The following is a 23,287-nucleotide window of genomic DNA, read 5'->3' on the forward strand; positions in this document are numbered from 1 at the left end:
AATCGATCAATCGATCGGTCAGTCAATCAGTCAGTTACTTGGCGGGGCGGCTGGACGGAATCCAGGCCCACGTGAATTCGCATTCCACCGGCTCGATGCCGGCCTCGTCCGTCACGGTGACCTGCACCTGCATCTCGCCCTTGTCGCTGTCCTGCATGGCCTGGCGCTGCGCGTCGGTCAGCACAGCCACCGCGCGCAAGGCGCCCGTGGCGCGCTTGCGAAAGGCCATCTTCAGGTCCTTGGCCAGCGGCAGGCAGTCGTCGCGCACGTTCAGCCCCATCGCCATGCCCGTGGCCGTCTCGGCCAGCAGGTTCATGGCCGAGGCGTGGATGCTGCCAACGTGATTGCGCACGCGGTGCTCGTTGGGCAGGCGCACTTCCACGCGGTTCGGCGACATCTCGATGAACTCCACGCGCGCCGTGCGGGTGAACGGCACAGCGCGGCGCAGCACCAGGTTGCGCACCCAGGGGCGCAGGAACTTCGGGAACTCGTCCACCTGTTCCAGCTGGAGCTGCATGCGGTTGGGCGGGAATGCGCCGGTGGAGGTCGTCATGCGGTCGTCCGATGGCACATCAGTTGCGCAGGGGCTTGCCGGTGTTCAGCATGCCCAGGATGCGCTCCTGCGTCTTGGGGTGCTGGATGAGCGCGCAGAAGGCCTTGCGCTCCAGCGCCATCAGGTATTCCTCGCTCACCAGCGTGCCGGCGTCCACGTCGCCGCCGCACACGATCTCGGCGATCAGGGTGGCGATGTGCTGGTCGTGGTCGCTGATGAAGCCACCGTCGCGCATGTTCACCAGCGAGCCGCGGATGGTGGCGATGCCGCTGCGACCGGCCACGGGGAACAGGCGCTTGTTGGGCGCGCGCCAGCCGCTGGCCGCCATCGCCTTGGCCTCGTTCATGGCGACGAACAGCACCTCGTCCTTGTGCGGCACGACGATGTCGCTGTCCAGCAGGTAGCCGAGTTTCTTCGATTCCAGCGCGCTGGTGCCCACCTTGGCCATGGCCGCCGCGGTGAAGCCTTCGGTCAGGAAGGGCAGGATGTCCTTGCCCGTGGAGGCGGCGGCGTTCTCGGCCGCACGGCGCGCGATGTAGGTCAGGCCGCCGGCGCCCGGCACCAGGCCCACGCCCACTTCGACGAGGCCGATGTAGCTTTCCATGTGCGCCACGCGGCGGGCCGAATACACGGCCAGCTCGCAGCCGCCACCCAGTGCCATGCCGTGGATGGCGGACACCACCGGCACCTGGGCGTAGCGCAGGCGCAGCATGAGGTTCTGCAGTTCCTGCTCGACACTTTCGATGGCCGAGATGCCGGCCACGACGAAGGCCGGCATGGTGGCGGCCAGATCGGCACCCACGCTGAACGGCGCGTCGCCGGACCAGATCACCAGGCCGTCGTATTCGCGCTCGGCGATGTCGATGGCTTCGACGAGGCCCTCCATCACGTCGGGGCTGATCGCATGCATCTTGCTCTGGATGCTGGCGATCAGGATCCGGCTACCGGAGGGGCCTCCATCCTTGTCCAGCGTCCAGGTGCGCAGCGCATCGGACTCGGACACCGTGGTGCCGGCCGTGCGCCAGTCGGGCAGCGCCTCGCCCAGCAGCTTCTCGGGGAAGTGCTGGCGCTCGTACACGGGCAGCTGGCGGCGCGGCACGAACTTGGCGCGCGAAGCGCTCCACGATCCTTCGGCCGTGTGCACGCCGCCGGCCTCGGCCACCGGGCCCTTGAAAACCCAGTCGGGCAGCGGCGCCTTGCTGAGCGCCTTGCCGGCGTCGATGTCCTCCTGGATCATCTTCGCCACCTCCAGCCAGCCGGCTTCCTGCCACAGCTCGAAGGGGCCCTGCTTCATGCCGAAGCCCCATCGCATGGCCTGGTCCACGTCGCGCGCGTTGTCGGCGATGGTGCCCAGGTGCACGGCAGCGTAATGGAAGCTGTTGCGCAGGATGGCCCAGAGGAACCGGCCCTGCGCGCCCTCGGCATGGCGCAGCAGCTTCAGGCGCTCGCCGGCGGGCTTCTTCAGCATGCGGGCATACACCTCGTCGGCCTTCTGGCCACCGGGCACGTACTCGCCGCTTTCCAGGTCGAAGCGCAGGATGTCGCGGCCCACCTTCTTGTAGAAGCCCGCCTTGGCCTTCTGGCCCAGGTTCTTCATCTCGATGAGTTTGTTCAGCACCTCGGGCGTGCCGAAGCTGCCGTAGAACGGATCAAACTGCGCAGCCCCTTTGGTAGCGTCTTCGCTCAGGTTGTCCTGCAGCGTCTTGATGACGTGCGCCATGGTGTCCAGGCCCACCACGTCGGCGGTGCGGAAGGTGCCGCTGCTGGCGCGGCCCAGCTTCTTGCCCGTGAGATCGTCCACCACGTCGTAGGTCAGGCCGAAGTTCTCCACTTCCTTCATCGTCGCCAGCATGCCGGCGATGCCGACGCGATTGGCGATGAAGTTGGGCGTGTCGTGCGCGCGCACCACGCCCTTGCCGAGGCCGCTGGTCACGAAGGCTTCGAGCTGGTCGAGCACCTCGGGCCGGGTCGTCGGCGTGTCGATCAGTTCCACCAGCGTCATGTAGCGCGGCGGGTTGAAGAAGTGGATGCCGCAAAAGCGCGGCTTGATGGCGTCGGGCAGCGCCTCGCTCAGGCGCGTGATCGACAGGCCGGAGGTGTTCGAGGCCACGATGGCGCCGGGTGCGACGAAGGGCGCGATCTTCTTGTAGAGATCGAGCTTCCAGTCCATGCGCTCGGCGATCGCCTCGATGATGAGATCGCACCCGCGCAGCTGCTCCAGGTGCTCTTCGTAGTTGGCCTGGCCGATCAGCGCGGCGTCTTCCACGACGCCCAGCGGCGCGGGCTTGAGCTTCTTGAGCCCCTCGATGGCCTTGGTGACGATGCCGTTCTTCGGGCCTTCCTTGGCGGGCAGGTCGAACAGAACGACCGGCACTTTCACGTTGGCGAGGTGGGCGGCGATCTGCGCACCCATCACGCCCGCGCCGAGCACGGCGACTTTCTTCACTTGGAATCGGGACATGGTTGGTTTCTTTGGAATGGGTTACTGCATGCGCTGCCAGACCTGCGTGCGCCAGAACGGGCCGAGGTAGCCGCGCACCTCCAGCTTGGCGCCGCCGTCGATGGGCGTGAAGCTGGCGCGGTATTCCTTGCCGTTTTCGGGGTCGAGGATCTTGCCGCCCTCCCACACGTCCTTGCCTTCGGCCTTCTTGCCGCCCCGGATGATCTCCAGGCCGGCGATGGGCTGGCCCTTGCGGTCGTCCTGGCATTCGACGCACACCGCATCGGCGGGCGTGTCCTTCTTCAGCGACTTCTCGATGCGCCCGGTGAGCGCGCCGCCCGTTTCGGCGATGCGGATCTCGGCCTTGGCCTCGCCCGTCTTGTCGTCGATGCTGCGCCACCCGCCCACGGGCGACATCTGGGCCCACGCGGGGGCGGCCACGGCCACACACAACATCGCTGCTAGCGCTTTATTCATAACGGCTCCAGTGCAAAAAAAGGCGGGGAAGGGGGCGGCCGGTGCGGTCAGGCCAGCGCGGCGTCGGTGTCCATCAGCGGCTTGGCGCCGGCACGCGCGGTGCGCATCAGCGTGGCCGTTTCGGGGAACAGCTTGGCGAAGTAGAACCGCGCCGTCTGCAGCTTGGCGACATAGAACGGGTCGGTGTTGCCGTTGGCGATCTCGCGCAGCGCCACCTGCGCCATGCGGGCGAACAGGTAGCCGAACACCAGGTGGCCGGCCACGCGCAGGTAGTCCACGGCGGCAGCGCCCACTTCGTCGGGGTTCTGGAAGCCCTTGAAGCCGATCTCGGTGGTGAACTTGGTCATCTGATCGCCCAGGTAGGCGATGGGGTTGATGAACTCGGCCATCTTCTCGTTCACGCCCTCTTCCTGCACCAGCTGGCCCACCAGCTTGCCGAACTTCTTGAGCGTGGCGCCGTTGTTGCCCAGCACCTTGCGGCCCAGCAGGTCCAGCGACTGGATGGTGTTGGTGCCTTCATAGATCATGTTGATGCGGTTGTCGCGCACGAACTGCTCCATGCCCCATTCCTTGATGAAGCCGTGGCCGCCGAAGACCTGCATACAGGCGTTCGTGGCGATGTGCCCGTTGTCGGTGATGAAGGCCTTGACGATGGGCGTGAGCAGCGCCACCAGTTCGTCCGCCTCCTGGCGCACCTTCTCGTCGGGGTGGCTGTGCGATTTGTCGAGCAGCAGCGTGCAGTAGATCTGCAGCGCGCGGGCGCCTTCGGCGTAGGCCTTGGCGGTCAGCAGCATCTTGCGCACGTCGGGGTGCACGATGATCGGGTCGGCATCCTTGTCCTTGGCTTTCGTGCCCGACAGGCTGCGCATCTGCGTGCGGTCCTTGGCGTAGGCCAGCGCGTTCTGGAACGCCACTTCGGTCAGGCCCAGCGACTGGTTGCCCACGCCCAGGCGCGCGGCATTCATCATCACGAACATGGCCTGCAGGCCCTTGTGCGGCTGGCCCACCAGCGTGCCGATGGCGCCGTCGATGGCGATCTGCGCCGTGGCGTTGCCGTGGATGCCCATCTTGTGCTCCAGCCCGGCGCAGAAGATCGGGTTGCGCTCGCCCAGCGAGCCGTCGGCGTTCACGTGGTACTTGGGCACGATGAACAGGCTGATGCCCTTGCTGCCCTTGGGCGCATCGGGCAGGCGGGCCAGCACCAGGTGGACGATGTTCTCGGTGAAATCGTGCTCGCCCGCGCTGATGAAGATCTTGTTGCCGGTGATCTTGTAGGTGCCTTCGGGCGCGCCGGCCACAGGCTCGGCCTTGGTGCGCAGCAGCCCCAGGTCGGTACCGCAATGGGGTTCGGTCAGGCACATGGTGCCGGTCCATTCGCCGCTGGTCAGCTTGGGCAGGTAGAGCTTCTTTTGCTCGGGCGTGCCATGCGCGTGCAGCGCCTCGTAGGCGCCGTGCGACAGGCCGGGGTACATCGTCCAGGCCTGGTTGGCGCTGTTGAGCATTTCATACAGGCACTGGTTCAGCACGAACGGCAGACCCTGGCCGCCATATTCGGTCTCGCAGCTCAGGGCCGCCCAGCCGCCTTCCACGTACTGCGCGTAGGCCTGCTTGAAACCCTTGGGCGTGGTCACCTCGTGCGTCGCCTTGTCGAGCGTGCAGCCTTCCTCGTCCCCGCTGATGTTGAGCGGGAACGCCACGCCGGTGGCGAACTTGCCCGCCTCTTCCAGCACGGCGTTGATGGTGTCCACGTCCACATCGGCATGCTTGGGCAGGGCCTTGAGTTCTTCGGTCGCCTTGAACACCTCGTGCAGTACGAATTGCATGTCGCGAAGGGGCGGCGTGTAGGTCGGCATGGGGAGGCTCCTTGGATGGAAAGGGTGGGATATGAAAAGGAAAGAGGGAGAGAGAAACGCGAAACGGGTCGGTCAATCCTGCGCGGGCGGCGGTGCGCCATAGCGGGTGAGGATGCTGTCGAAGCCGGCATTGGCCCGGTCGATGGAGCCAGGCGTCTGCAGGAAGCGCGCCTCGTAGTGCAGCGCCAGGATGAGGCCGTGGATCTCGAACAGCATCTGTTCGGCATTCACATCGCCGCGCAGTTCGCCCTGCTCCTTGCACTGGTCGATGGCGCGCTTCATGGCGGCCAGCCAGGTCAGCACCGAACTGGCCAGCGCATCGCGCACGGGGCCGGTGCGGTCGTCGAACTCCACGGCGCCGCTGATGTAGATGCAGCCCGAATCGATTTCGATGGAGGTGCGCTTCATCCAGTTGCCGAACAGGGCCCGCAGCCGCGGCAGGCCCCGTGGGGCGGACACGGCGGGGTAGAACACTTCCTGCTCGAAGCGCGCGTGGTATTCGCGGATGACGGAGATCTGCAGCTCCTCGCGCGAACCGAAATGGGCGAACACGCCGGACTTGCTCATTCCCGTCACGTCCGCCAGCGCACCGATCGACAGGCCTTCCAGCCCGATGTGCGTGGCCAGGCCCAGCGCGGCCTCGACGATCGCCGCCTTGGTCTGCTGGCCCTTTTGCAAGGCACGGCCTTCGCGGGTGCTGGCGGAGCGAACGGAGCGGGATGGGAGGGGGGTGACCGGCATGGAGAAAATAAAACGAACGATCGTGCTATTTTGCATGAAAACGCCGGGCCTGCCCATCCCACGGGGCGATGAGGGGCTCTGCACCGGGAAAACCCCTAGCCGCGCTTGAACGCTTGAACGAAGCAACGCAGTGCGACCGCGCCGAGCGGCACCGCCAGCCCGGCCGGCCGGTCTTGCGCGCTTCGGGGGAAGTAGAAAATCTGGAATGCTTGGCGTCACCCAGGCAGCAGGACCCGCAGCCGGCCTGGGGCAGAGGGTCAGAGCAGCAGCGCGAGCGTGGCCTCGAGGTGCTCGCTGGGCGCGCGTCGGAAGCCCGAGCGCGCATGCCGCTGCAGCCGCCCGCGCACCAGGTCGCACAGCGCCGCGGCGCGCACCTGGGCATCGACCGTGGGCGCATCGGCCCCGGCGGCCTGTGCGGCAGGGCGCAGGCACTGCCGCAGACTCGATTCGATCTTGTCGAAGAACTGGTTCATGCGCTGCTGCAGGCGTTCGTTCTCCAGCACCAGGGCATCGCCCACCATCACGCGCACCATGCCCGGGTTGCGCTCGCCGAACTGCAGCACCATGGCGACAATGCGCGCGGCCTGCTGCGTGCCCGAGGTGTCGGACTGCGCACCGCGCTCCATGATCTGATTCACCAGCGTGAGGACCGATTGCTCGATGAAATCGATCAATCCTTCGAACATTTGCGCCTTGCTGGCGAAGTGCCGGTACAGCGCCGCCTCGCTGACCGAAAGGCGCGCCGCCAGCGCGGCGGTGGTGATGCGCTCCGAGCCGGGCTGCTCCAGCATGCCGGCCAGCGCCTGGAGGATCTGCACCCGCCGCTCCCCCGGCTTGGGACGTTTGCGGACCGCAGGGACGTCTTGCGCCACGGTGGTGGCGACAGGTTCAGGCAGGGACTGGAGTTCAGGCATGGGCAACAGATGTATGCAATTGATTCTCGCACACGGGTCCTGCCGGGCTTCGTGTGACAGCCCCATCATTTCCAGCACCACGCTGCGCCGTCAGAGCGGCGAAACCATCAGCGCAACAGGCGGCTACCGAACCTTGCGCGCCGGCGCGAAAAACACCGTCACCACCAGCCCCCGGCCGGCCGGCCCGCGCCCCAGGCCCAGTGCCGCGCCGTGCACGCGCGCGATCTCGTCGGCAATGGCCAGCCCCAGGCCGGTGCCCTCCCCCGCAGCCCCCGGCACCCGGTAAAAGCGCTGCAGCACCCGCGCCTGCTCCGCCTCGGGAATGCCCGGTCCGTCGTCCTCGACCTGCAGGAACGCGCCGCCGTTGGCAGCGCCGCCGCAGCGGATGGTCACGGCACCACCGGCCGGCGTGTATTTGATGGCGTTGTCCACCAGGTTGGTGAGCAACTCGCGCAGCAGCCAGCCGTGGCCCACGGCGCGGGCCGGCGCGACCTCCAGCCCCAGGTCCAGCCCCTTGGCGGTGGCCGCGTCGAGGAACGCCTCCAGCAGGCTTTCACACAGGTCCTTCAGATCCACGCTCTGCATGGCCTGCGCGTCCAGGCTGCGGGCATCCGCGCGCGACAGGGCCAGCAACTGGTGCGCCAGCTTGGAGGTGCGGCGGGTGGCCTGCCGCAGCTTCTCGATCTGGTCCGCTCCTAAATATATAGCACCATGCCTTAGTACCATTTGCACTGGAGCCTGTTTTGACTCATAACTCTCCCGGCCGCTGCCCGCCTGCGCGGACAGCGCCCAGGCTTCCACCTGCGCCTGCAGGCTGGCCAGCGGCGTGCGCAACTGGTGCGCGGCGTCGGCCACGAAGCGGCGCTGCCCCTCGGCCTGCTCGTTCACCAGGGCGAACAGCCGGTTCAGCGAATACACCAGGGGCCGCACCTCCACGGGCGACGCGGCTTCGTCGATGGGGTTCAAGTCCCGGGGCGAGCGCCGGGCGACGGCCTCGGCCAGGTCCACCAGTGGCTTGAACGCGCGGCGCACGGCCCAGTGGATGGCCAGCGCCGCGGCCGCCACCAGCACCAGATTGGGCAGCAGCACGCGCAGCAGCATCTGCTTGCCCCACTGCTGGCGCGGATCGGAGCCGTCGGCCAGTGCCACCACCAGCTCCCCTGCCCCCGTGCGGCTGCGCTGGACGGCCACGCGGTAGGTGACGCTGTCGTACTCGACGCTGTGGAACTCGGGGTCGTGCGTGGCCGGCACGGCGCTCTGCACCCAGTCCTCGCCCAGCAGCACGCGGCCGGACAGGTCCTGCACGCTGTAGCCGGCAAAGCCGCTGTTCTGGCGCAGGAACTCCTCCACCGGAGGCGCGAGCAGCAGCAGCGGCGGGCCGCCGTCGCTCACGGGCGGGGCCACCACCGAGTCGGCCAGCGCCGGCAGCAGCCGCAGCAGGCGCTGGTCGTGCCGGCTGGCAGCCTCGTCCGCCGAGCGGTAGTCGAGCCACGCGCCCGCCAGCGCCAGGGCGCACAGCGGCAGGATTAGCAGCAGCAGCAGCCGGATGCGCAGCGCGGAGGTCATGGCGGCGGCCGAGGGGGGGGCGGATGAGCTGGCGCGGAGACGGCGGCGCGCTCACCCGCGCGGGGGCTGCAGTTCCAGCCGGTAGCCGAAGCCCCGGATGGAGCGCAGCGCCACGCCATTGGGCTCCAGCTTGCTTCGCAGGCGGGACACGTACACCTCCACCGCATTGGGCGTGATTTCCTTGTCCCAGCCGGTCAGGGCCTGCAGCAGCTTTTCCTTGCTGGCCGGCTTGGGCGCGTGGATCAGCAGGTATTCCAGCACCGTCCACTCGCGCGGGCCCAGCTCGATGGGCTGGCGCGCATGGGGGTCGCTGGCGGTGCGGATGCTCACGGTGCGGCCGGCGGTGTCCAGCTCCAGCGGCCCGAAGCTCAGGATGGCCGTGGTCGCGGCCTGAGAGCGTCGCAGCAGGGCGCGCAGCCGCGCCAGCAGCTCGGGCAGCTCGTAGGGCTTGACCATGTAGTCGTCAGCACCCAGGTCGAGCCCCTGCACGCGGTCGTGCAGGGCGTCGCGCGCCGTGAGGATGAGCACCGGCATGGCCGGATGGGCCATCTCGGGGCGGCGCAGGCAGCGCGTGAGCTCCAGCCCGTCCATGCCCGGCAGGCCGATGTCGATGATCGCGGCGTCGAACGATTCGGTGCGCAGCACCTCTTCGGCCCGCTCGCCGCTGCCCACCCAGTCCACCGCATAGCCCGCGTCGGTCAGGCCCAGCTTGATGCCGCTGGCCAACATGACGTCGTCCTCGACCAGCAGCAGGCGCATCGCCCTGTCACCCGCTCAGGAACGGACCGGCGCGGCACCGCCGGAGGCGGCGCGCTGCACGGCGGGCGAAGCGCAAACCGGCATCTCAGTGGCTGCGGATCATGGTGCCGTAGGCCTGCTCGGTCAGGATTTCCAGCAGCATGGCGTGCGGCACGCGGCCGTCGATGATGTGCACCGCGTTCACCCCGGCCTTGGCGGCATCGAGGGCGCCGGCGATCTTGGGCAGCATGCCGCCGGAGATGGTGCCATCGGCGAACAGCGTGTCGATCTCGCGGGCGGTGAGGTCGGTGAGCAGTTCGCCCGCCTTGTTCAGCACGCCCGGAATGTTGGTGAGGAGCACGAGCTTTTCGGCCTGCAGCACGGTGGCGAGCTTGCTGGCCACGACGTCGGCGTTGATGTTGTAGCTCTCATTGTTCTCGCCGAAGCCGATGGGGCTGATGACCGGGATGAACGCATCGTCCTGCAGCGCCTTGACCACGCTCGGGTCGATGGAGACGATGTCGCCCACCTGGCCGATGTCGTGCTCGATGCTCGGGTCCTTGTTGTCCACCATCTTGAGCTTCTGGGCGCGGATCATGCCGCCGTCGCGCCCCGTGAGGCCCACGGCCTTGCCGCCCGCCTGGTTGATCAGGCCCACGATGTCCTGCTGGACTTCGCCCGCCAGCACCCACTCCACGACTTCCATGGTCTCGGCGTCGGTCACCCGCATGCCCTGGATGAACTGGCCCTTCTTGCCCAGGCGGTTGAGCGCGGTTTCGATCTGCGGGCCGCCGCCGTGCACCACCACCGGGTTCATGCCCACCAGCTTGAGCAGCACCACGTCCTCGGCGAAGTCGGCCTGCAGCGCCGGGTCGGTCATGGCGTTGCCGCCGTATTTGATGACCATGGTCTTGCCATGGAACTTGCGGATGTAGGGCAGCGCCTGGGCCAGGATTTCGGCCTTGTCGCGCGGAGCAATCGAAAGAAGGTCGGTCGTCATGAAGAGCTCGCGGCTGAAGGAGCGGTTAAGCGATGGAGATGCGCATTGTGCCTTGCCCCGGCCCCCGGAAGGCGCTGGAGCAAGCCGGGCGGGGGAACGGGCCCGGACGGCACCGGGCGGCGCCGTTCAGCAGCGGCCCGCGGGTGGCCTTCAGTGCCGCAGCCAGCTGGGCACCTTGAAGCGCACGATGGCCAGGTAGGCGGAGACGTAGGCGATCATGAACAGGGCGCAGAAGATCGCCAGCACGACCGTGTTGCTCCAGAACAGCACCGCGGGCACCACCGTCAGCAGGGTGAAGCCCCACAGGTAGGGCGAAGTGCGGTTGTTGCGCATGAGCACCCGGCGGGATTCGTCGTCGTGGAACACCCCGCGCACGATGCGCCGGTAGATGAGCTGATGGAAGTGCAGCGCGTCCGCCACGCCCGGCGAGACCCCGCGCACCAGCTTGCGGTAGATGGAGAAGACGGTCTCCCAGACCGGGTAGATCAGCAGCAGCATGGGGAACCAGGGCGACACGTCCTGATTGCGCTGCACGAGTGAGATGCTGCCCAGCGCGATCACCACGCCCCAGATGTACGAGCCCCCGTCGCCGGCGAAGATCATGCCCCGCGGGTAGTTCCATACCAAGAATCCGGCCGTGGCCGCCGCCGTGCAAACGAACAGCGTCGCGAGCGACCGGTCCCCCACCTGCAGGCTGACGTGCGCCAGCGCCAGGCAGACGATGAACGCCACCATGCCCGCCAGGCCGTTGTAGCCGTCGATGATGTTGAAGGCGTGCGGCAGCCCGGCCACCGCCAGCACCACGATCACCATGCCCAGCCAGGGCGTCTGGGCCAGGAAGCCGTCCAACCAGGGCAGGCCCATGCGCTGCACGTTCAGCTGCAGCACCATCAGCGCCAGCCCACCCGACAACGCCGTGAGCAGCAGGCGATAGCGCACGGTCAGGCGCTGCGTCAGGTCTTCCACGATGCCGCCCACCGCCGACGGCAGGAGCGCCACGATCCACCAGACCACCCAGGCGCCGAGCCGCAGCGAGCCCGGATCGCCCATCCACGACGTCTGAACCACCCCCAGCATCCAGCTGCAGGCCATGCCAGCCAGCAGCGCCGCCCCGCCCAGCCGGGGAATATCCCCCAGGTGGAACCGCTGCGGCATGGTGTCGCCGTACACGGACGCGTGGTCGCGCCCCCATCGGACGATGCCCGCAGCCACCAGCGTGGAAACCAGAAACGCAACCAGAGACAACCAGATCATGGAGCGCCGATGGTATGCGGGCCGCGGGTGCCCCCCGGTAACAAAGATCGTGCCTGCCGATACACCGGCGAGCGCCACAGCCGCCACAGGCTGCGCACATGCCAGGCGAGGTAGGCCATGCGGCGCTGGCTGTCGCGCTGCCCGACGTGCCCCACGCGGGCCGCGCCCTTGTGCAGCCGCAGGCCCCTCAGCCGCATGCGCAAGCTCAAATCCACATCCTCGCAATACATGAAATACCCTTCATCGAATCCCTCCAGCGCGTCCCACACCGCGCGCCGCATCACCAGGAACGCCGCGTTCACCCAGTCCACCCGGTGCTCCCGGTGCCCGAGCACGCGGCGGCGCCACAGCGCGGCGGGCGACGGCAGCTCGCGCTCGGAATCCTGCAACTGGCCGCGGCCGTCCACCTGCTCCGGGTAGGCGCAGCCCACGTCCGCCGGCAGGGCGGCCTCGCACAGCGCAGGAAACGGGTTCGCGCCGAGCAGGCTGACGTCGGGGTTGAGCACGCAGACCATCGGCTCGACCGCCCCGCGCAATGCGCGGTTGTGGTTGGCGCCGAAGCCCAGGGGCGACGCATTGCGGCGAATCTCCAGCAGGAACGGCCACCCTCCGGCGGGGGCCTGCGGCTCGGCCTCGGGCAGGTTGAGCGTGAGCACCACGCGCGACACGCTGGCCCCGCACAGGCGCGCCAAATCCTGCAGCAAAGCCTGCACCCAGGGCCCGTGGCCGTGGCTGATCAGCGAGACCACCAGGCCCCGTTCCGCATTGAGAGATGACGTCATGAACCCGGTATTGTCGTCTGCCTCGCACACCGTCCCGCCCGGCGGGCCGCTGCCATGCGGCCGTCATAATCCGGGGATGACCCAAACAATCGAGGATTTGCACGTCTATCTGCGCACCATCAAGCAAGACGAACGCACCTCCCTTTCCGTGCTGGCGAGCCTTGTCCGCGAGGGATCCACGGTGCTCGACCTGGGCTGCGGCAGCGGCGCACTCGGGCAATATCTGGCAGAAACCCGGGGCTGCACCAGCGATGGCGTGACGCTCAGCGAAGCCGAGGCCGAACACGCCCGCCCCCACTACCGGCGCGTGGAAGTGTCTGATCTGGAGGCATGCGATCTGGTTACCCTTTTTACCGGCCAGCGCTACGACTACATCGTGTGTGCCGACGTGCTCGAGCACCTGCGCCGCCCGGAGGGCATCCTGGCCCAGTGCCGCGAACTGCTGGCAAACGGCGGTCAACTGCTGATTTCGGTACCCAACGCCGGCTACTGCGGCCTGGTGGCCGAATTGCTGCAGGGTGAATTCCGCTACCGCGAGGAAGGCCTGCTGGACCGCACCCACCTTCGCTTCTTCACCCGGCGGTCGCTGGGACGGTTCCTGGGCGAGCAGCGCTGGGCCGTCGACCAGATCGACACCGTGCGCCGCGAAGTGCCCGAATCGGAGTTCAAGGCCGCCTTCGACCTGTTGCCACCGGCCGTGTCCCGCCATCTGCTCGGCGCACCCGATGCCATGGCCTACCAGTTCATCGCCGCGGCGCAGCCTGCCGCCCAGGCCACCGCCGTGGACCAGAGCGGTACGCCGGACCCGGAGGAAGCCCATGCCCTGTTCACCGCCCAGCTCTACCTGGGCCAGAACGGCGAATACGCCGAAGACCGCAAGCTGACCGCCACCGGCATCATCGGCCGCGAACGCCAGACGGTGCGCTTCACCCTGCCCGAGACGCCCAGCCCCCTCACCAACCTGAGGCTCGACCCGGCGGACCGCCCCGGCTTCATGCACCTGCACGGCCTTGCTCTGCGCAATGCCCAGGGCGACACGGTGTGGACGTGGCAGGCCGACACCACATCGCGTTCGCTGCTGGCCCGCTCGCCCCACAGCCAGATCGTGTGGGAGCAGCCCATGCCGGCCGCCTCCCCCGCCACCCTGCTGCTGCTCACTGGCGACGACCCCTGGCTGGAGCTGCCGATCCCCCGGGATGTGCTGGCCGCCCACGCCGGCCGCGGGGCCGTGCTGGACATCGACCTGGGATGGCCCATGTCCGCCGACTACCTGACCCTGTCCGGCGCCGTGTTCCCCTTGCAGGACCGCATCGCCAAGCTGGAAAAGGACGCGGCCCGGGCCCGGCACGAGGCCGAGCAGCGGCTGAACCAGACCCGCGAGGCGCTCGAATTGGAAAAGCGCGCTTTGGGCGAGCAAAAGGAAGTGCTCGAGGGCGACAAGCGCACCCTGGAGTACACCAACCAGGCCCTGCAGGAACACAACGCCACGCTCAAGGACAGCACCCAGACGCTGCTGCGCCAGCGGGCCGACCTGCAGCAGGAGTCCGCCCAGTTCCAGCGCAACGCCACCCGTTTGCAGCATGAACTGGGCCGCCTGCAGCACGACTACGGCGCCCTCGCCCACCACTTGAAAACGATCGAAAACTCCACCGTGTTCCGCGCGACCCGCCCCCTCGTCCACACCAAGATGCGCGTGGACCGCCTTCTGGGCCGTGCGCCCAAGCATGCCGCCGCAGCGGCGGCAACGCAAGGGCCCGTGCAGGTCACGCCGCCGCAGCACCCCGTGGATGTGATCGTGCCCGTCTACCGGGGCCTGGCCGACACGCAGATGTGCGTCGATTCCGTGCTGGCCAGCCCGTGCGCCACGCCCTACCGCCTCATCGTCATCAACGACGCCAGCCCCGAGCCCGAAGTCACGGCCTGGCTGCGCCAGCGGGCCACGCAGGACGAGCGCATCGTGCTGCTGGAAAACGAGGAGAACCTCGGCTTCGTCGGCACCGTCAACCGCGGCATGGCCCTGAGCGGCAGCAACGACGTGCTGCTGCTCAACAGCGACACGGAGGTCGCCAACGACTGGCTCGACCGCATCCGCAACGCCGCCTACGGCGACGCCAAGGTGGCCTCGGTCACCCCGTTCTCCAACAACGCCACCATCTGCAGCTACCCGCGCTTTTGCAAGGACAACGACCTGCCGCCCGGCTACGACACGGCCCGCCTGGACGCGCTGTGCGCCAGGACCAATCCGGGCGCGGTCGTGGACGTGCCCACGGGCGTCGGCTTTTGCATGTACATCCGGCGCGATTGCCTGGTGCAGCTGGGCCTGTTCGATACCGAGCACTTCGGCAAGGGCTACGGCGAGGAAAACGATTTCTGCCAACGCGCGCACGCGGCCGGCTGGCGCAACCTGCACCTGCTGGACACCTTCGTGCTGCACACCGGCGGGGTCAGCTTCGGCGACAGCAAGAGCCCGCGCGAACTCGCGGCCATGGAAACCCTGCGCCGCCTGCATCCGCGCTACGAGCGCGACGTGCACGCGTTCGTGCAGGCCGATCCGGCGCAGCCCTACCGCCTGGCGCTCGACGTAGCCCGCATCGCCGAGGCCGGCGTGCCGGCCGTGCTCGCCGTGCTGCACGACCGGGCCGGTGGCACGGTCCGGCATGTCCGCGAACTGGCCGTGCACCTGGCGGACCAGGCCACCTTCCTGACCCTCACGCCCGCGCCCGGGCACAGCGTGCGGCTGCGCATGGCGGGGCAGGACGAGGGCTTCGAACTCACCTTCCGCCTGAACGACCAGTACGACGACCTGCTCGGCGTGCTGCGGCAGCTGGGCGTGCGGCAGGTGCACTTCCACCACCTGCTGGGCCACGGCCAGGAAGTGCGCAATATCCCGCACCTGCTGGATGTGCCCTACGACTTCACCGCGCACGACTACTACAGCTATTGCACGCACATCTCGATGACCGACACGACCAACCGGTACGCCGGCGAGATCGGTCCCGGGCAATGCAAGTGCTGCACGCCAGAAATGCATTCCCCCCTGGGCGGCACCGTCGCCGAATGGCGTGGCGCGAATGCGCGCCTGCTCACCGGCGCACGCCGGGTGCTGGCGCCCAGCCACGACACGGCGCGGCGCATCGCCGGCTTCGCGCCGGCGGCGCACGTGCACGCCGTGCCGCACACCGATCTGCCCGACAGCGCGGCGCTGCCGCTGCCCGCGCCGCGCACGCTGCAGCCTGGCCAACGGCTGCGGGTGGTGGTGATCGGCGCCCTGAGCGCCATCAAGGGCGCGGACGTGCTGGAAGCCGTGGCCGCCGAGGCGGCCCGCCGCAGCGCCCTCGTGGATTTCCACCTGATCGGCTACGGCTACCGCCACCTTCAGACGCAGCCCCGCGCCCGCCTGACCATCCATGGCGAGTACGAAGAAAAAGACCTGCCCGGCCTGCTGCAATGGCTGGAGCCGGACCTGGTCTGGTTCCCCGCCCAATGGCCCGAGACCTACAGCTATACCCTGAGCGCCGCGCTGCTGGCCGGCCTGCCGGTGGTCGTGCCCGACATCGGCGCCTTCGCCGAGCGGCTGGCGGGCCGGCCCTGGAGCTGGGTGCACCCCTGGGATGCCACGCCCACCCAATGGCTGGCCTGGTTCACCGAGGTCCGCGACCGGCATTTCGCCCAGGGCGAGGCCCCAGCCCTGGCCGAGGCGCAGCCGCAAGCACCCGTGCCGCACGAATCCTCCGCGCCGTTCCGCTATGCAACCGATTACCTGGCAGACATCGCGCCCGCCAACGCCCTGCCCCCCATGACCTTGGCCGAACTGCAGCCCTACCTGCCCCAGGCCACGCCCACCGCCGCCGCCAAGTCGGGCATGCTGTCGGCGGTGGTCTATCTGCGCTCGCTGCCGGTGCTGCGCGGCGTGGCACGGCGCATCCCGGCGCAGTGGCAGCGCCGGGTCAAGAACTGGCTGCAAGCCTGAGCCGGCTTCGCGCCGCGCGGCGCCGGAACGAAAAAGGGCTGCCCTCTCCGGCAGCCCTTTTTTGTTTTCGGAAGACCCGTCGGCGCCCTCGCGCGATGGATAGCGGCGAAGGGCGATCCGGGCCCTATTTGCCCAGCAGCAGAAAGATCTCGTTGTTGAGCAGCAGTTCGTCCGGGTATTGGCCGTGCAGGGCCGCTGGAATGTCCATCTGCACACTGCGCCGCTCCTGGCGGATGACGTGGAAGCCCGCCCGGGTCATCAAGGCCACCAGCTCGTCCGCCGTCAGCCGGTTCAACGCCTTGTACTCGTTGAAGACGAATTGCTTGTACCCCTCGACACCGAAGTCGTCGAAGCCGAAATCGCGCTCGGCGCCATCGATCGGCCCTTCGTGCGCCTGGATGATGGCCCACAGCTCGTCATCGCTCACCAGCAGGTGGTGCCAGGGCACCTCGTCGTAGCGCCGCAGGTGCGAGCCATAGGGAGAAAAGTACAGCGGCTCGATCTGCAGGAAAAAGACGCCCCCGGGATTCAGTGCGGCGTACAGGTCGCGGGCGATGGGTTCGAGCTGGTCCTGGCTCACATGCTCGAACGTGGACCAGCTGAAAATCCCGTCCACCGGCCGCCGGCCCGCCAGCTGTGTGGCGGGTGCGATGGTCTCGAAGCTCAGGGCCTTCGGCACGCGGCGAAGGCCCAGCTGCTCCTTCGCGATGCGCGGCAGCTTGGCGTACTCCTGCCGGATATCGATGCCATGGATCGACGTCGCTCCGTGGCGCAGGGCTAGCGCCAGGTCGGTGATGCCGTCGCCGCAGCCGAAGTTGAGCAGCCGCGCCGTCTTCACATCCAGCGCCGAACCCAGCCAATGCTGGACCACGTCGGCCGCATAGTGGAAGTGCGCCCGGAACCACTCGTCGGAAATGCGCTCGGCATCCCACTGGGGCGGTCCCCAAAATCGTTGCTGGATGCGCTCGAACAGAGTGGTCATGGAGGGAAACGCCTGTCGCAGGATTTCAATCAATAAGAAGGCTCAGTGCCAGGAAAGGGGTCAAGCCCACCACACCCTGCGCTCAGGGCCTGGCAAGCACATAGGCATCCTGGTGGTTCCAGAAATGCACCAGCGAGCGGTGAACGAGCTTGTCCGCGCCCACCGTCTCCGCGATGCGCGCGAGGACGAAGTCCTCGGACGTGAACGCGGTGCCGTATTCCTGCACGTCGATGGCCTGGGATTCGCTGGACGGAGCGAAGAAGAAGCCATCCTCGTCCAGCGCAACGCTGTCATGCGCCGCCGCTTTCAAGCCATGGGTGGAGAACACCAGAACCCCTCCGGGTGCCACGCCGTCGTAGAGGCACTGCAGCCAGCGGGCCCAGGTGCGGCGCGGCAGGTGGCTGAACAGCGACAGCACGAACACCACGTCGTACTGCTGATCCCACACCAGGCTTTCCGGCACCGTGGAAGACAGCACGCTCCGCACGCCGAAAGTGCGCTGCGCGAACGCCATGGCGTCCGGCACGACGTCGGACACCGTCACCCGGTCCGCGCCCAGGGCCTTCACCAGGTGCCGCGTGAAGCGGCCGTGCCCGCTCGCGAACTCCATGAACCGCGGAGTCTTGAGCAAAGGCCGGTCCACGGCCTCCAGCAGCGTCATCAGCTCGGACAGCGTGCGCCAGCCGTCCGCGAGATAGTCCCGCAGGGGGTTGGTGCTGGAGGGATGGCCCTCGAAGAAACGGAAGATGTCGTCGGCGCGCGCGATCTCGCAATTCAGCCCCATCATCTGGGAGAAGGCGCCCGGCAACGTGTGCTGCTCGATGAGCTGGTGGGCGGTGAGGCGCGTTTCGCGGTCCTGCAAGGCATGGCGCAGAGCCTCTGCGGCCAGGACGCGCTCGTCGCGTTCGAGGTGCTGGATTCCGAGGGCCAGCCAGTCGGAGGCCTTTTGAGGAGGGGCGGTCAGATCATTCATGGGGTCAAGGGCCGGGAAAATTCATGCCGAAAGGCGGAAACCGTCATTGGCAAAAAATGGCTCCAGCGCATATTCTACTAGGGCATTAAGCTATTAAAAATATAGCATCTCATCGGGGTAGATTCCGGCCGTCCACGGCGGCAGAATGCAAGCGCCCTAAAGTGGGCCGGCCGGCATGCTCACCCCCAGTGGTGCGGCAATTTCACCAGCCCCGGCATGAGGGTCGGCGCGACCCAGTTGAAGTTCAGGAACTGGAACCACTCGTCGTACACCACCAGGCCGCTCTCGTCGAAGAGGAAGGCACTGATCACGTAGTCCCCGCTGTGCAGCGGCAGGCCGGGAAACGTGAGCACCGAGCGCCACAGGCCATCGCCCAGCGACACGGGCGCCGCGCCCTCTTCGTGGGTGGCCAGCGACGTGATGCCGACCCCTTTGGACTGCTCGATCATGAAGCCGACGTTGGGCCGCTCACCCCCCCGGCCGCGCACGGTGATGTGGGCGATCAGGTCTTTGCCGGACAGCCGGCCGTAGCCGCCGTCCTGCGGCTCACCCAGGTTCTGGATATCCACCGACAGAATGCGGGCGGAGCCATCGTCGCGGGCCGGGGCATTGCCATTGCGCTGCCGGCGGCCTGCGGCGGAAGCTGCCTCAGCGTCCGAAGCCTCGGAGGCGGCTTCGCCGTCGTCCAGCGGAGCGCCGTTGTCGGGCGCGGGCGCATCGCTGGCGCCCTTCTGCCCCGCCGCCGCGTGGTGCTGGCTCTCTGCATTGCGCAGGCGGGAGTGCACGTCATAGGCACCCAGCACGGGCTCCGTCAGGCCGAACTGCTTGACGCGCCCCCCGTCCAGCCAAAGCGCCAGATCGCACAGATGGCGGATGTGGTACGGGCTGTGCGAGCAGAACAGGATCGTGCAGCCGGCATTGCGGAACGCCATGATGCGGTCCACGCATTTCTTCTGGAAATGCTGATCCCCCACCGCCAGGGCTTCGTCGATGATCAGCACGTCGGGCTGCACGGCGGTCACCAGTGCGAAGGCCAGCCGGACCGACATGCCCGAAGAGTAAGTTTTGACCGGTCGGTCCAGCGCCTCGCCCAGCTCGCAGAATTCGATGATCTCCGGCTCCAGCCGCTCCATCTCTTCGCGGTCAATGCCGATCAAGCTACCGCCGAAGTACAGGTTGTCGCGACCGCTGAAGTCGGGGTGGAAACCCGCGCCCAGCTCCAGAATGGCGGTAACCCGGCCCACCCGCTCGATCGAGCCCGTGGAGGGCTGCAGCGTGCCGGCCAGCAGCTTGAGCAGCGAGCTCTTGCCTGCGCCGTTGTCGCCGATGACGCCGATGCACTGGCCACGCTGCAGCTCGAAGGACACGCCTTTCAAGGCCCAATGGCTGCGGTGCGCCGATCGCCCGGTGATCAAGGACTTGAGCCGCTGGCGGGGAGAGGCGTAGAGCTTGTACTCCTTGCCCACGTCCTGCACTTTCAGAACGGCCTCGGAGGTGCGTTCAATCATCGTCATAGCCAGTCCACCAACTGATCACGGCTGCGTTTGACCAACGTGTTCAAAACCAGCGCCAGGACGACGAGCCAGACCACGCCCGCCACCCAGACACCCATCGGTGGCCAATTGCCCTGCAACAGCACTTGCTGGTAGCCGATCACCAGGGCCGTCATGGGATTGAGCCAAAGGACCCAGCGCCAGTTGGCCGGGAACATCGTCAAGGGGAAAAGAATGGGCGTGAGGTAGATTCCCACGGACAGCAGGAAGCCGACGATCTGAACGGTGTCTCTCAGTGCCGCTGCCAGGATGGCCAGCAGGTAACCCAGCAGCACGCAAAGGACCAACTGCAGGGCCATGAGAGGCACCATCGCCAGCATGGCAGGGCGGAACCCGTGCAGCGGCGTGTACACCAGCGCCACGAGACACAGGAGCGGCCCGAAAATCACCGCGCTCGCCAGCACCGAACGGGTCGTGAACAGCACCGGCGGCAGCGGATTTTTCTGCAGCATGCTGCCCGCCTCGATGAGGCTGTTCATGCCACGCGACACCGCATCGCAGAAAGCCATCCAGGGCAGCGCACCCACGACCAGGAACGTGCCCACGGCATGTGTCGGCGCGCCTTCTCCCAAACGCATGGAAAAGACCACGTCGAAGACAAGATAGTAGGCAGCCACCGTCAGCAAAGGCTGGAGATAGGGCCACAACACGCCGACAGCGGTGCCTGCGTGGCGCGCGGCCACCTCGCGTTTCACCAGAACCCACACCAGAGAGCGCGCGCTCCAGATCGCGCGCCATTCATTCCACAAAGTTTGCATGCAGCTTGTTCACATGATGGCAGTCGGCCCACCAGAAATAAAAGAAGCAAGTACCCGAAAGGGCACTTGCTTCACCTCCACCAACGTGGAGCTTCAGGGAGCGATCTTAGCGGGCGGAATTTTCGCCGCGTAAGACTGGGAGTAAGAAGCGATGGCGGAGGCATCGATCTTTGCTTCTTTCTGCATCTTCTGCGCTTCGGCAACACGTGCTTCTTGGCGAATGTTGTTGCGCACTTCGTTCATCAACTCTTCGCGAACTTCGCTGAACGCCCGGGTGCGCGCAGGAATGCGTTCTTCGAGCTTGAGGATGTGAAACCCGAACTGGGTCTCGACGACGTCGCTGAGCTGACCAGGCTTGGTCAACGCAAAAGCGGCTTCATCGAATTGTGGTGCCATACGGCCACGCTCGAAGGCGCCCAAGTCTCCGCCCTTTTCGGCAGAGCCCTTGTCTGCGGAACGCTCTTGGGCCAGCTTGGCGAAGTCTGTACCGGCTTTGAGTTCCTGCATGATCTTTTCGATCTGTGCGCGAGAATTCGCGTCGGAACCCTCGACAAGAATGTGCCTCACACGAACTTGTTCCGGCACCTTGAAACGCTCAGGCTTGGCCTTGTAGATGTCTCGCGCCATGCCTTCAGCGGCGACATCGTTCGGCGTGCTTTGCTTGTCGATTTTTGCGATGTAAGCATCTGACAGCACTTTGTCCCGTGCAATCTTCAGAGCTGCTGCAACCTCTGGGTCCTTCTCCACCCCTTCCGTTTCGGCCCGTGCGGCCATCACCCGGCGTGCGTAAAGATTAGAGGCAATCTGCGTGACGGTCTGCGGACGTGCCAGAACGGTGTCGCGCATCTCGGGAGGCATGCGAAGAGAGTCCGCTTGAATGTCCAGCGTATCGATCGCGACTTTCGGCCCCTGAATCAACACCGGAGCTTGGGCGTGGACCGAAAGAGCGGTTGCGGAAAGTGCTGCCAAAGCAAGCAGGCGATAGGTTGAGCGAATCATGTGCAAATCCAACACTCCATCAAAAAAGCATTAAAAAAAAAGGCGGGGTTGCCCCCGCCTTTTTTGGTTCACATTACTGTGAAAAGTGCCGCACGAATTACGGAGTAACCGTAGGGAACGTGAAGCGGTGGGGCCACGTGATACCGTAGGTACCGGACGTGCCAGCCGCAGCGCTGGGGTTCGACAGCTTGATGAACGAAGCGCCCAGGATTGGCAGACCCAGGGATTGGCCAGCCACCACGTTAGGCACATCCACGCGGCTCCAGCCGTTGGTGAACGAACCGCTCGACAGATCTTGACGGGCCACCGAAGCGCCCAGCACAGAGGTGCCGCCATCGCGGAAGCTCAGCACGCTGGTTTCGCCGCAGAAACGGGTCTGCGTGATGGAACCAGGCGAGAACACAGCGCCGGTCGTGGTCGTGGTTTCTTCGCGGTCGAAGAACGCTTGGCCCGTCGAGCTCACGCAGATGGCACCACCGGTGGTAGCCAGCGACGTGTTGCCTGGGTTGAAACGCTCGTCAGCAACACCGTTGCCGGTGGCGATCAGGTCGGAGAAGTAGCGAACTTGAGCAGCGTTGCCACCGGTTTGCGCAGCAGCGTAGTTAGACGCCACGTTGTAACGACGGGTAGGCATGGAGAACACCCAGTCCGTCTTGGCGGAGATGCTCGTGTCGTTAGCGTACTGGTTAGCGATCGACGTCACAGCCAGGGCGTTCGTCAGCAAGCGAGCTTGCGTCAGAGGAGCCGTAGCGTTAGGAGCCGTCACGTAAGGCGTCGACATGTCGGGCAGGTCATAGTTCGCGGCAGCGATTGCTGGCACGGTCGTAGGAGCCGTCGTACCCGTGGTGAACACGTTCACCGTACGGAACAGCGGGTCAGCCGTGTACGTGTCAGGCGTAGGTGCTGCGCTGGCCGATTGCGGGAAGTGCACGAAGTTGGCAATGGCTTGAGCGCCGTTGTTTTCAGCACGGATTGCGGTAGCGCCACCCGAGAACGTCGTCGTTTGAGCGACGTTGATGATGTACCAGTCGCCCAGCAGGCCGGTCGAAGGCGTGTCGAAACCAGCTGCAGCCACGGCGGCAGGCGTCGTGAAGTTTTGCAGCGTAGCGTTCAGGGTGGAGGACGTGCAAGGTGCAACGCCGTTCACGTGCTTGATAGCCGTGTACAGGGGGTTGACCGTGGTCGTGCCAGCCAGCAGCTGAGGAATGTCAGCCATGTTGAAGATTTCAACGTAGCCTTCACGCGTGTTGTTGGCCTTGTCAGCTTCCGAGATGCCAGGATTCAGACGGTCGGTCACGAAACGTTGGTTCACACCCTTGGCCAGCGTAGGCAGCGTGCAGGTACCGTCAGCGGTCACAATTTGTGCCACGCCATCGGAACCAGCCGTCACGGCAGCAGTCCACACGTCACCAGGCGACATGAAGACTTGGAAGTCAAGAATGTCGTCGGAGTTCAGGGCGCCGCGGAAACGAACCTTCACGGCCTTGCCGTTGGAGGTGTCGGTGTTCACAACGTGCATCACGGTCATGTTGCCGTTTTGTGCGTTGAAGTAAGGAACCAGCAGTGCATGACCCACGCCGCCTTCCGCGAACGACATCGTCGTAGCGGTCGTCGTCTTCAGCGGAGCCGTACCAACGACCACATCAGCAGATGCGGCGCCAGCAAAGCCCAGGCCACCAATCATGGCAGCAATGCTCAGGGCCAGAACATTTTTTCTCATATCAAGAACTCCAG

General features: G+C 66.5%; 18 protein-coding genes. 1 reads left to right on the top strand and 17 read right to left on the bottom strand.

Features of this window, described 5'->3' with window-relative positions; genetic code table 11:
* Positions 1 to 34: 34 nt before the first annotated feature.
* The 11 genes from AVTE2539_RS21675 to AVTE2539_RS21725 form a co-directional block, all read right to left on the bottom strand.
* Complete coding sequence (locus AVTE2539_RS21675; protein WP_272565149.1) at positions 35 to 553, bottom strand: DUF4442 domain-containing protein; 519 nt, start codon at positions 551 to 553, stop codon at positions 35 to 37.
* A 19-nt stretch (positions 554 to 572) separates the two neighbouring features.
* A complete protein-coding gene (locus tag AVTE2539_RS21680; protein WP_284413814.1) occupies positions 573 to 3,014 on the bottom strand; it encodes a 3-hydroxyacyl-CoA dehydrogenase/enoyl-CoA hydratase family protein in 2,442 nt (813 codons plus the stop codon).
* A gap of 21 nt (positions 3,015 to 3,035) precedes the next feature.
* On the bottom strand, positions 3,036 to 3,470 hold the full coding sequence (locus AVTE2539_RS21685) for a DUF2147 domain-containing protein (protein WP_284413816.1): 435 nt from the start codon (positions 3,468 to 3,470) through the stop codon (positions 3,036 to 3,038).
* Positions 3,471 to 3,517: 47 nt separating this feature from the next.
* Positions 3,518 to 5,323, bottom strand: a complete 1,806-nt coding sequence (locus AVTE2539_RS21690; protein ID WP_284413818.1) for an acyl-CoA dehydrogenase C-terminal domain-containing protein — start codon at positions 5,321 to 5,323, stop codon at positions 3,518 to 3,520.
* Positions 5,324 to 5,395: 72 nt separating this feature from the next.
* Positions 5,396 to 6,064, bottom strand: coding sequence for a TetR/AcrR family transcriptional regulator (locus tag AVTE2539_RS21695; RefSeq protein WP_272569803.1), 669 nt, complete (start codon positions 6,062 to 6,064; stop codon positions 5,396 to 5,398).
* A gap of 257 nt (positions 6,065 to 6,321) precedes the next feature.
* Positions 6,322 to 6,978, bottom strand: coding sequence for a nucleoid occlusion factor SlmA (gene slmA / locus AVTE2539_RS21700; protein ID WP_272565153.1), 657 nt, complete (start codon positions 6,976 to 6,978; stop codon positions 6,322 to 6,324).
* 123 nt (positions 6,979 to 7,101) lie between these two features.
* Complete coding sequence (locus AVTE2539_RS21705) at positions 7,102 to 8,544, bottom strand: ATP-binding protein (protein WP_284413820.1); 1,443 nt, start codon at positions 8,542 to 8,544, stop codon at positions 7,102 to 7,104.
* Positions 8,545 to 8,595: 51 nt separating this feature from the next.
* Positions 8,596 to 9,303 (bottom strand): response regulator transcription factor, encoded by a 708-nt coding sequence (locus AVTE2539_RS21710; protein ID WP_272565155.1) that lies wholly within the window; start codon positions 9,301 to 9,303, stop codon positions 8,596 to 8,598.
* Positions 9,304 to 9,388: 85 nt separating this feature from the next.
* Positions 9,389 to 10,282: an acetylglutamate kinase gene (gene argB / locus AVTE2539_RS21715; protein WP_092745378.1), complete on the bottom strand. Its 894-nt coding sequence runs from the start codon at positions 10,280 to 10,282 to the stop codon at positions 9,389 to 9,391.
* Positions 10,283 to 10,432: 150 nt separating this feature from the next.
* On the bottom strand, positions 10,433 to 11,536 hold the full coding sequence (locus AVTE2539_RS21720; RefSeq protein WP_284398141.1) for a glycosyltransferase family 4 protein: 1,104 nt from the start codon (positions 11,534 to 11,536) through the stop codon (positions 10,433 to 10,435).
* Positions 11,533 to 12,318: a glycosyltransferase family protein gene (locus AVTE2539_RS21725; protein ID WP_284413822.1), complete on the bottom strand. Its 786-nt coding sequence runs from the start codon at positions 12,316 to 12,318 to the stop codon at positions 11,533 to 11,535. Before AVTE2539_RS21725 ends, AVTE2539_RS21720 begins: the two co-directional genes overlap by 4 nt.
* Positions 12,319 to 12,394: 76 nt before the next feature.
* On the opposite strand from AVTE2539_RS21725, the gene AVTE2539_RS21730 reads away from it, so the two are divergent.
* Entirely contained in the window at positions 12,395 to 16,288 is a 3,894-nt protein-coding gene (locus tag AVTE2539_RS21730) for a methyltransferase domain-containing protein (RefSeq protein WP_284413824.1), read from the top strand.
* A 124-nt stretch (positions 16,289 to 16,412) separates the two neighbouring features.
* Here AVTE2539_RS21730 and AVTE2539_RS21735 read toward each other — a convergent pair whose 3' ends face one another.
* The 6 genes from AVTE2539_RS21735 to AVTE2539_RS21760 all read right to left on the bottom strand — a co-directional run bounded on the left by AVTE2539_RS21735 (position 16,413) and on the right by AVTE2539_RS21760 (position 23,273).
* A complete protein-coding gene (locus AVTE2539_RS21735) occupies positions 16,413 to 17,270 on the bottom strand; it encodes an SAM-dependent methyltransferase (RefSeq protein ID WP_284413826.1) in 858 nt (285 codons plus the stop codon).
* An 82-nt stretch (positions 17,271 to 17,352) separates the two neighbouring features.
* Positions 17,353 to 18,243 carry a class I SAM-dependent methyltransferase gene (locus tag AVTE2539_RS21740; protein WP_284413828.1) on the bottom strand — a complete coding sequence of 297 codons (891 nt, stop codon included), beginning with the start codon at positions 18,241 to 18,243 and terminating at the stop codon, positions 17,353 to 17,355.
* Between the two features lie 179 nt (positions 18,244 to 18,422).
* Positions 18,423 to 19,757 carry an ABC transporter ATP-binding protein gene (locus tag AVTE2539_RS21745; protein ID WP_284413830.1) on the bottom strand — a complete coding sequence of 445 codons (1,335 nt, stop codon included), beginning with the start codon at positions 19,755 to 19,757 and terminating at the stop codon, positions 18,423 to 18,425.
* Positions 19,754 to 20,554, bottom strand: a complete 801-nt coding sequence (locus AVTE2539_RS21750) for an ABC transporter permease (RefSeq protein WP_284413832.1) — start codon at positions 20,552 to 20,554, stop codon at positions 19,754 to 19,756. The genes AVTE2539_RS21745 and AVTE2539_RS21750 overlap by 4 nt, the downstream gene beginning before the upstream one ends.
* A 93-nt stretch (positions 20,555 to 20,647) precedes the next feature.
* Positions 20,648 to 21,553: a peptidylprolyl isomerase gene (locus AVTE2539_RS21755; protein ID WP_272565164.1), complete on the bottom strand. Its 906-nt coding sequence runs from the start codon at positions 21,551 to 21,553 to the stop codon at positions 20,648 to 20,650.
* A 97-nt stretch (positions 21,554 to 21,650) separates the two neighbouring features.
* Positions 21,651 to 23,273: a cell surface protein gene (locus AVTE2539_RS21760; protein ID WP_284413835.1), complete on the bottom strand. Its 1,623-nt coding sequence runs from the start codon at positions 23,271 to 23,273 to the stop codon at positions 21,651 to 21,653.
* Between the last annotated feature and the right edge of the window lie 14 nt (positions 23,274 to 23,287).

It is taken from the genome of Acidovorax sp. SUPP2539 (genome assembly GCF_030158975.1).
GTDB lineage: Bacteria > Pseudomonadota > Gammaproteobacteria > Burkholderiales > Burkholderiaceae_C > Paracidovorax.